General features: G+C 57.8%; 8 protein-coding genes. 5 read left to right on the top strand and 3 right to left on the bottom strand.

The window, feature by feature from the left end:
• Window positions 1-308: 308 nt before the first annotated feature.
• Complete coding sequence (gene tyrS, locus AD670_RS10105) at window positions 309-1508, bottom strand: tyrosine--tRNA ligase (RefSeq protein ID WP_053131228.1); 1200 nt, start codon at window positions 1506-1508, stop codon at window positions 309-311.
• A gap of 209 nt (window positions 1509-1717) precedes the next feature.
• Between tyrS and AD670_RS10100 the strand changes: the two genes are divergently transcribed.
• Both AD670_RS10100 and AD670_RS10095 read left to right on the top strand, forming a co-directional pair.
• Entirely contained in the window at window positions 1718-3136 is a 1419-nt protein-coding gene (locus AD670_RS10100; protein ID WP_053131227.1) for a peptidoglycan DD-metalloendopeptidase family protein, read from the top strand.
• Between the two features lie 3 nt (window positions 3137-3139).
• Window positions 3140-4231: an anhydro-N-acetylmuramic acid kinase gene (locus AD670_RS10095; protein ID WP_053131224.1), complete on the top strand. Its 1092-nt coding sequence runs from the start codon at window positions 3140-3142 to the stop codon at window positions 4229-4231.
• Window positions 4232-4323: 92 nt separating this feature from the next.
• Here AD670_RS10095 and erpA read toward each other — a convergent pair whose 3' ends face one another.
• Together erpA and argC are read right to left on the bottom strand one after the other, a co-directional pair.
• A complete protein-coding gene (gene erpA / locus AD670_RS10090) occupies window positions 4324-4674 on the bottom strand; it encodes an iron-sulfur cluster insertion protein ErpA (RefSeq protein WP_003176443.1) in 351 nt (116 codons plus the stop codon).
• A 165-nt stretch (window positions 4675-4839) separates the two neighbouring features.
• Window positions 4840-5874, bottom strand: coding sequence for an N-acetyl-gamma-glutamyl-phosphate reductase (argC, locus tag AD670_RS10085; RefSeq protein WP_053131222.1), 1035 nt, complete (start codon window positions 5872-5874; stop codon window positions 4840-4842).
• A gap of 134 nt (window positions 5875-6008) precedes the next feature.
• Here argC and hemJ point away from each other — a divergent pair, with 134 nt between their 5' ends.
• The 3 genes from hemJ to AD670_RS10070 all read left to right on the top strand — a co-directional run bounded on the left by hemJ (window position 6009) and on the right by AD670_RS10070 (window position 8457).
• On the top strand, window positions 6009-6437 hold the full coding sequence (hemJ, locus tag AD670_RS10080) for a protoporphyrinogen oxidase HemJ (protein ID WP_053131219.1): 429 nt from the start codon (window positions 6009-6011) through the stop codon (window positions 6435-6437).
• A gap of 25 nt (window positions 6438-6462) precedes the next feature.
• Window positions 6463-7425 (top strand): nitronate monooxygenase family protein, encoded by a 963-nt coding sequence (locus AD670_RS10075; protein WP_053131216.1) that lies wholly within the window; start codon window positions 6463-6465, stop codon window positions 7423-7425.
• Between the two features lie 69 nt (window positions 7426-7494).
• Window positions 7495-8457, top strand: coding sequence for a DUF805 domain-containing protein (locus AD670_RS10070; RefSeq protein ID WP_053131213.1), 963 nt, complete (start codon window positions 7495-7497; stop codon window positions 8455-8457).
• Window positions 8458-8512: the final 55 nt, after the last annotated feature.

The raw sequence follows: 8512 nt of genomic DNA, 5'->3' as shown, positions 1-8512 counted from the left end.
TTCGAAGATTTCTTCAACAACTTCAACCACTTGCGCTTCCGATCTCTCGTCAGCGGGAGGCGAATTCTACAGCGTTACACGCTGCTGTCAACACCTCTTTTTCTCCGCTTTCGACCGAGAAGATCGAATCGTTAATAGTGCCAAATAACACGACGCTATCAACTCCTTCTGGACTTCGATGAACTGAAGCAAACCGCTGCCTAATCTTGTATAACTCTTTGTTTACCAAGGAGTTTTACGTTTCGACTGCGCCGGAAGTGGGGCGAATTATAGACAGATATAATTCGCCGTCAACACTTAATTTCAGGTTATTCGGATTTGAGCGTAATACGCGCAAATGCCTTCTTCCCCGCCTGGCAAATGTGGGTAGCGCCCAGTTCATATATAAAGGTGCGATCTACCACCTCACCATCTATACGCACACCACCAGAACCCAGGAGATCACGCGCAACCGCGGAGTTCTTCACTAGACCTGCCTTATTAAGGACAGCAGCAATCGGCATGGCTTCGACAGCAGTCAATTCAATCTCAGGCAGATCATCCGGCAGCTCGCCATCCTTCATGCGATTACCCGCCGCACGATGAGCATTAGCCGCAGCCTCCTCACCATGAAAACGAGCAACGATCTCTTCGGCCAACTTAATCTTCACATCACGCGGATTGGCACCCGCCTCAACATCAGCACGCAGCGCATTGATTTCATCCATCGAGCGGAAGCTCAACAGTTCGAAATAACGCCACATCAGCGCATCAGGAATGGAGACCAGCTTGCCGTACATGACACCCGGCGCCTCCTGGATCCCTACATAATTACCCAGAGACTTGGACATCTTCTTGACGCCGTCCAACCCCTCCAGTAAAGGCATGGTCAAAATGCACTGAGCCTCCTGACCATAAGCCCGCTGCAACTCGCGCCCCATCAGCAGGTTAAACTTCTGGTCGGTCCCACCCAGCTCCACATCGGCACGCAACGCCACCGAGTCATAGCCCTGGACCAGCGGATACAGGAACTCATGAATGGCTATCGGCTGATTAGTGGAGTAGCGCTTATCGAAGTCATCGCGCTCAAGCATCCGCGCAACCGTGTACTGAGACGTCAGGCGAATGAAATCCGCCGGCCCCATCTGATCCATCCAGGTAGAGTTAAACGCCACCTCGGTCTTGGCCGGGTCAAGGATCTTGAATACCTGGGTCTTATAGGTCTCGGCATTATCGAGAACCTGCTCACGGGTCAGCGGCGGACGTGTAGCACTCTTACCGCTCGGGTCGCCGATCATCCCGGTGAAATCACCGATAAGGAAAATCACCTGATGCCCCAGCTCCTGGAACTGACGCAGCTTATTAATAAGCACGGTATGACCCAGGTGCAGGTCCGGCGCCGTTGGATCGAAGCCAGCCTTAATACGCAGGGGTTGGCCACGCTTGAGCTTCTCGATCAGCTCAGCCTCGACCAACAGTTCTTCCGCACCACGTTTTATCAGCGCTAGCTGCTCTTCAACCGACTTCATAACAGACCCGCAAGGCTCAGATTCAAAAGGGAACCAACCATACAAGATCAGGGACTAATTACAAGTTTTGCCCTGCGCACGGACACCGTTCAGCAAGCCCAGCGTTCGCGAGCTTGCGCCACAGATGATTTGGTTATATTTTATACAGTTATTTCATCTTCATCATGTCATTCATCTTTTCCATTTCATCTTCAAAGTCAAAATTACCTATGACCACTGAACCGTCTAAAGCGCCGCCGCTTTACCCGAAGACCCACCTGCTCGCTGCAAGTGGTATCGCCGCCCTTCTCAGCCTGGCACTCCTGGTATTCCCTTCCAGTGACGTAGAAGCCAAACGAACATCCCTGAGCCTTGACTTGGAGAGTCCGGTTGAACAACTGACACAAGATCAAGACGCTTCCGATGCCCAACAAGCCACAAATGCTCCAGTTGAATCACCGTTTGCCCAGATAGAAAACACGCCGGAAGATACCCAGCAAGCCGCTCAGGAACAGAAAAAGCCCGTAGTAGACGCTGCCAAGAACCCTCAACATCGCGAAGTGACGGTGGCCAAAGGCGACACGCTCTCGACCCTGTTCGAGAAAGTAGGCCTTTCCGCAGCAACCGTTAACGACGTGCTGGCCAGTGATAAACAAGCCAAGCAATTCACCCAACTCAAGCACGGCCAGAAACTTGAGTTCGAACTGACACCAGACGGTCAGTTGAACAACCTGCACACTAACGTCAGCGACCTCGAAAGCATCTCCCTTACAAAAGGCGCCAAAGGCTTTGCCTTCAACCGCACCACCACCAAGCCAGTCATGCGCTCCGCCTACGTTCACGGCGTGATCAACAGCTCACTGTCACAATCTGCCGCACGCGCCGGCCTGTCCCATAGCATGACCATGGACATGGCCAGCGTATTTGGTTACGACATCGACTTCGCCCAGGACATCCGCCAGGGCGATGAATTCGACGTGATCTACGAGCAGAAAGTCGCCAACGGCAAAGTGGTCGGCACCGGCAACATTCTTTCCGCACGCTTCACCAACCGCGGCAAGACCTACACCGCCGTCCGTTACACCAACAAGCAAGGCAACAGCAGCTACTACACCGCTGATGGCAACAGCATGCGCAAGGCCTTTATCCGCACCCCGGTGGATTTCGCTCGTATTAGCTCGCGTTTCTCCATGGGTCGCAAGCATCCAATTCTGAACAAAATCCGCGCCCACAAAGGCGTCGACTATGCCGCCCCGCGCGGTACGCCCATCAAGGCTGCCGGTGATGGCAAGGTCCTGCTCGCCGGGCGTCGTGGTGGCTACGGCAACACGGTAATCATCCAGCACGGCAACACCTACCGCACCCTGTACGGCCATATGCAAGGTTTCGCCAAGGGCGTGAAAACTGGCGGCAATGTGAAGCAGGGCCAAGTGATCGGTTATATCGGCACCACTGGCCTATCCACCGGCCCGCACTTGCACTATGAGTTCCAGGTCAATGGCGTACACGTTGACCCGCTGGGTCAGAAACTGCCGATGGCCGACCCGATCGCCAAGGCCGAACGCGCGCGCTTCATGCAACAAAGCCAGCCGCTGATGGCGCGCATGGATCAGGAGCGCTCCACCCTGCTGGCCTCGGCGAAGCGCTAAGGAATGGCGCTCTATATAGGTGTGATGTCCGGGACCAGCCTAGATGGCCTGGATATCGCCCTGATCGAACAAAACTCGGCGGTCAATCTGATCGCCACCCACTACACCCCCATGCCGGACACCCTGCGCGCAGAACTGTTAAGCCTGTGCGCCAGCGGCCCGGATGAGATTGCCCGCTCAGCGATTGCCCAGCAGCACTGGGTCACTCTCGCCGCCCGGGGCATTCACACCCTGCTCGACCAGCAAAACCTCAAGCCTCGGGACATACGCGCGATCGGCAGCCATGGCCAGACCATCCGCCACGAGCCCGCCCGAGGCTTCACCGTGCAGATCGGTAACCCGGCGCTGCTCACGGAGCTGACGGGCATCACCGTAGTCAGCGACTTCCGCAGCCGCGATGTCGCCGCTGGCGGCCAGGGTGCGCCTCTGGTACCTGCATTTCATGAAGCGTTGTTTGGTGAAAGCACCGGCCACCGTGCAGTATTGAACATCGGCGGTTTCAGCAACCTGAGCCTGATCGAGACCGGCAAGCCTGTCGCCGGCTTCGACTGCGGTCCCGGCAACGTCCTGCTGGACGCCTGGATCCACCACCAGCGCGGCGAACACTTTGATCGTGACGGCCAATGGGCAGCCGGTGGCAACGTCGAGCCACAGTTGCTCAAGACGCTACTCAGCGACCCATTCTTTATAACTAAAGGGCCGAAGAGCACCGGGCGCGAAGTCTTCAACCTGGCGTGGCTGCAGCAGCACCTTGGCAGCCTGCCAGCATTCCCTCCCCAGGACGTCCAGGCCACCTTGCTGGAATTGACCGCCCTGACCATCGTCGAATCCCTGCAAACGGCACAACCCCAGACCGAAACCCTGCTGGTCTGTGGTGGCGGCGCCCATAACCTTACATTGATGAACCGCCTGGCCGCCCTGCTGCCATCTACCCAAGTCAGTAGCACTGCCACTTATGGCGTAGATCCTGACTGGGTCGAAGCCATGGCCTTCGCCTGGCTGGCTCACTGCTGCCTGGAAGGCATTAGCGCCAACCGGCCCAGCGTCACCGGAGCACGCGGACTACGCGTACTCGGCGCGATCTACCCCGCCTGACTGCCTTCCACCAGGATCCTCAGACACAAAAACGCCGCTTGGCCGATCAAAGCCAAGCGGCGTTTTTTATTCGTTTTGGATCAGGCTATCGATCAGATCGAAAACGAAGACCCACAACCACACGTGGTGGTGGCGTTAGGGTTCTTGATCACAAAACGCGAACCCTCAAGACCTTCCTGATAATCCACCTCGGCGCCTGCCAAGTATTGAAAACTCATCGGGTCCACAACCAGGCTCACACCCTCGCGTTCAACAATGGTGTCATCGTCGGCCACATCTTCATCGAAGGTGAAACCGTACTGAAACCCTGAACAACCGCCGCCCGTAACGAATACGCGCAGCTTCAAGCGATCATTACCCTCTTCATCGACCAGGCTCTTCACCTTGTGCGCAGCACCGTGGGTGAATTGCAAAGCCGTGGGGGTGAAGGATTCAACGCTCATGCTGATAATCTCCCGGCGTAACGCCGCCATATGCGTAATGGCGGGCATTATCCGCTTCTCCTAGAAAAGCGGTCAACTATTGTTACGGTATATCAATCTGCATCGCCGCCATTAGAAACACAAAAGGCCCGATCAACGGGCCTTTTGTACATTCAGGAAATCGTCTTAAGGCAGCATGCCGGCGTGGGACAGGCCCAGCTTTTCATCCAGGCCAAACAGGATGTTCATGTTCTGCACCGCCTGGCCCGACGCGCCCTTGACCAGGTTATCGATCACCGACAGCACCACCACCAGGTCACCATCCTGCGGACGATGCACCGCAATACGGCACACGTTAGCGCCTCGCACGCTGCGGGTTTCCGGATGGCTGCCGGCAGGCATAACATCGACGAACGGCTCGTTGGCATAACGCTTTTCAAACAAAGCCTGCAGGTCTACCGAACGATCGACCACGGTGGCATACAACGTGGAATGAATGCCACGAATCATCGGCGTCAGGTGTGGCACGAAGGTCAGGCCAACGTCCTTGCCGGCGGCGCGACGCAGCCCCTGGCGGATTTCCGGCAAATGGCGATGCCCTTTTACTGCGTAGGCCTTCATGCTTTCCGACGTCTCGGAGTACAGCGAACCGACCGCTGCACCACGGCCGGCGCCGCTGACGCCCGACTTGCAGTCTGCGATCAGGCGCGAAGCATCCGCCAACCCAGCTTCCAGCAACGGCAGGAATCCCAGTTGCGTGGCCGTCGGATAGCAACCCGGCACAGCGATCAGACGCGCCTGCTTGATCTGTTCACGATTGACTTCCGGCAGGCCGTACACCGCCTCTTCCAACAGTTCCGGAGCACCGTGCGGCTGGCCGTACCACTTGGCCCATACGTCGGCGTCTTGCAGGCGGAAGTCCGCTGACAGGTCGATGACCTTGGTGCCAGCGGCAAGCAGTTCGCCAGCCAACGCATGGGCAACGCCATGAGGAGTGGCAAAGAACACGACATCGCAGGCGCCAAGAGTGTTGATGTCCGGAACGCTGAACGCCAGGCCGTCGTAGTGGCCTCGCAGGTTCGGGTACATATCGGCCACGGCCAGGCCGGCCTCGGATCGAGAGGTAATGACCACCACCTCAGCTTGCGGATGCTGAGCCAACAGACGCAGCAATTCGACACCGGTGTAACCTGTGCCGCCGACGATACCGACCTTGACCATAAACCTGCCCTCAACGAACCACTGGAAAGCCGTCGATAATAGGGGCCGCATCGTCCTGCGACAACCGTCAACGTGACGTACGGGCGCATGAGCCACTACTATCTTCGCTACCGTGAACCTGGGAATAACTAAAAATGCTTTATCTATGGGTCAAAGCCTTCCATATCGTCAGCATCGTCTGCTGGTTTGCCGGGCTGTTCTACCTGCCACGCCTGTTCGTCTACCACGCACAGAGCGAAGACACCGTCAGCAAGGAACGCTTCAGCGTCATGGAGCGCAAGTTGTACCGCGGCATCATGGGTCCGGCGATGCTGGCCAGCCTGGTGTTTGGTATCTGGCTGATAGCCCTTAACCCCGGCATTTTTAAATCCGGCGCCTGGATCCACGCAAAGTTGACCCTGGTAGTGTTCCTGATTGGTTACCACCACATGTGCGGCGCGCAGGTAAAACGTTTCGCCCGTGGCGAAAACACCCGCAGCCATGTCTTTTATCGCTGGTTCAATGAGGTCCCGGTTCTGATATTGCTGGCAATCGTAATTTTGGTCGTGGTCAAACCGTTCTAACTTCAATTATTCGGGGTACCTCCAAATGTCGCTGCCCGCTCTGCTTGAACAACGTCTGCGCCTGCCCGTGGTGGCTGCGCCGATGTTCCTGATTTCCAATCCGCAACTGGTACTGGCCTGCTGCCGCAATGGCGTGGTCGGCAGTTTCCCGGCGCTCAACCAACGCGAGAGCAGTGGTTTCAAGGCCTGGCTGCAGGAAATCGAAGCGGGTCTGGCGCAGTTGGACAATCCAGCCCCCTACGCCGTCAACCTGATCGTGCACAACAGCAACCCTCGCCTGGAGGCGGACCTGGCGATCTGTGTTGAACACAAGGTACCCATCGTCATCACCAGCCTGGGCGCGGTGAAGGAGTTGGTGGATGCTGTGCACAGCTACGGCGGCCTGGTGTTTCACGACGTCACTACCCGGCGCCATGCTGAAAAAGCCGCTGAAGCCGGCGTGGATGGCCTGATCGCCGTCGCCGCAGGCGCCGGCGGCCATGCCGGCACCTGGAGCCCATTCTCGCTGATCGCGGAAATCCGCCAATTCTTCGATAAAACCCTGCTGCTGGCCGGCTGCCTTAACCACGGCCATGAGATCCTCGCCGCCCAGTTGCTGGGGGCAGACCTGGCCTATTTCGGCACACGTTTTATCGGGACCACTGAAAGCCACGCGCCAGATGCGTATAAAGAGATGCTGCTCACATCGCGCGCCGCTGACATCGTGCACACTCCTGCTGTCTCCGGTGTGCCTGCAAGCTTTATGCGCCAGAGCCTGGAAAACGCCGGTTTCGACCTCGCTGCCCTGCAAGGCAAAGGCGAAGTAAACTTCGGCTCCAAGCTCAAACCGTTGAGCGACGAAGCCAAGGCCTGGAAGACCGTATGGTCCGCTGGCCAAGGCGTCGGTGAGATCAATGATTTACCCAGCGTCGATGAACTCGTTGCCCGTCTGGATGCCGAATACCGCAAGGCGCTCGAGCAGGCGGCGCAGTTACGCTGGCCACGCTGACCCAACCGCACGGCCTGCCGATTGAGCAGGCCTGCACTACCCCACTGATTCCGTGACAAGGATGCCCGCATGAGCGACAACCGTTTCAAGATTGTGTTTGATGGAGCCTTGCTCCCGGGTGTCGAAAGCACCACGGCCAAGCTGAACCTGGCTGAACTGTTCAAGAGCACAGTCGAGGACATCGAGAAACTCTTCACAGGCCGCCCCGTTGCGCTGAAGCGTGACCTGTCCCGCCCCGACGCCGAAACCTACCTCACTGCGCTGAAAAACGCCGGGGTCGATGCGCGTATCGAAGCAGAACAACCCGTGGCCTTCAGCCTCGCCGAAACCCACGAGACAGGTTCCGCCGCCACTGACTTCTCTCGTCCAGCCGCTTCACCCTACGCACCGCCACGCGCCGCCGTAGGTGAGAACCTGCCGGAGTACTCCACCCTCAAGGTCTTCACTATCCACGGACGGATCGGCCGCCTGCGTTATCTCGCCTGGACGTTGGTGCTGACCCTCACGCTGTTGGTAGCGGGTGGCATCATCAGTACCGTCAGCTTTGCCGTGGCCACCGCCTCGCCGACAGCAGGCACCCTCCTCGGCGTGCTGCTCGGTCTCGCGTTGTTTGTTGCGCTGGTCTGGGTCAGTGTTCAGATCGGCGTTCAACGCCTGCACGACCTGGGCTGGTCCGGATGGCTTTACTTGCTGAACCTGGTACCGCTGGTGAACAGCATTTTCCCGCTTCTGCTGCTGGTGTTGCCGGGTAATGCGGGCGCCAACCAGTACGGCGCACCGCCACCGCGCAACTCCACTGCGGTGAAAGTCCTGGCCTCGCTGTGGCTGGCATTCATTCCGCTGATGCTCATCATCGTGGTAACGCTGGGCATGAACGGCTACTTAGACCAACTCGAAGCCAACGTGGATAGCAGCTACGAAAGCAGCTCCATCACCTCCGATGACGACGCCGACCAAAGCGTGATCGTCGAGGAAGAAGACGCGCAAAGTGCTGACGACGCGGCCGAACCTGTAGACTCTCCAGAACAGTAAAGAAACGCCCCGCGCCTGTGATGCCTCCATCCCAGGCGCAGCGCGTTGCGATGGA

The sequence above is a fragment of the Pseudomonas sp. MIACH genome (assembly GCF_001269925.1).
Classification (GTDB): domain Bacteria; phylum Pseudomonadota; class Gammaproteobacteria; order Pseudomonadales; family Pseudomonadaceae; genus Aquipseudomonas.
Note: the sequence above shows the minus strand (reverse complement) of the source record. Positions and strands in the feature narration are given on the sequence as shown.

Coding starts and splice junctions, on each gene's coding strand:
- hemJ (WP_053131219.1), top strand. CDS start 6,009: ATGCTTTATCTATGGGTCAAAGCCTTCCATATCGTCAGCATCGTCTGC.
- tyrS (WP_053131228.1), bottom strand. CDS start 1,508: ATGAAGTCGGTTGAAGAGCAGCTAGCGCTGATAAAACGTGGTGCGGAA.
- argC (WP_053131222.1), bottom strand. CDS start 5,874: ATGGTCAAGGTCGGTATCGTCGGCGGCACAGGTTACACCGGTGTCGAA.
- AD670_RS10075 (WP_053131216.1), top strand. CDS start 6,463: ATGTCGCTGCCCGCTCTGCTTGAACAACGTCTGCGCCTGCCCGTGGTG.
- AD670_RS10100 (WP_053131227.1), top strand. CDS start 1,718: ATGACCACTGAACCGTCTAAAGCGCCGCCGCTTTACCCGAAGACCCAC.
- AD670_RS10070 (WP_053131213.1), top strand. CDS start 7,495: ATGAGCGACAACCGTTTCAAGATTGTGTTTGATGGAGCCTTGCTCCCG.
- AD670_RS10095 (WP_053131224.1), top strand. CDS start 3,140: ATGGCGCTCTATATAGGTGTGATGTCCGGGACCAGCCTAGATGGCCTG.
- erpA (WP_003176443.1), bottom strand. CDS start 4,674: ATGAGCGTTGAATCCTTCACCCCCACGGCTTTGCAATTCACCCACGGT.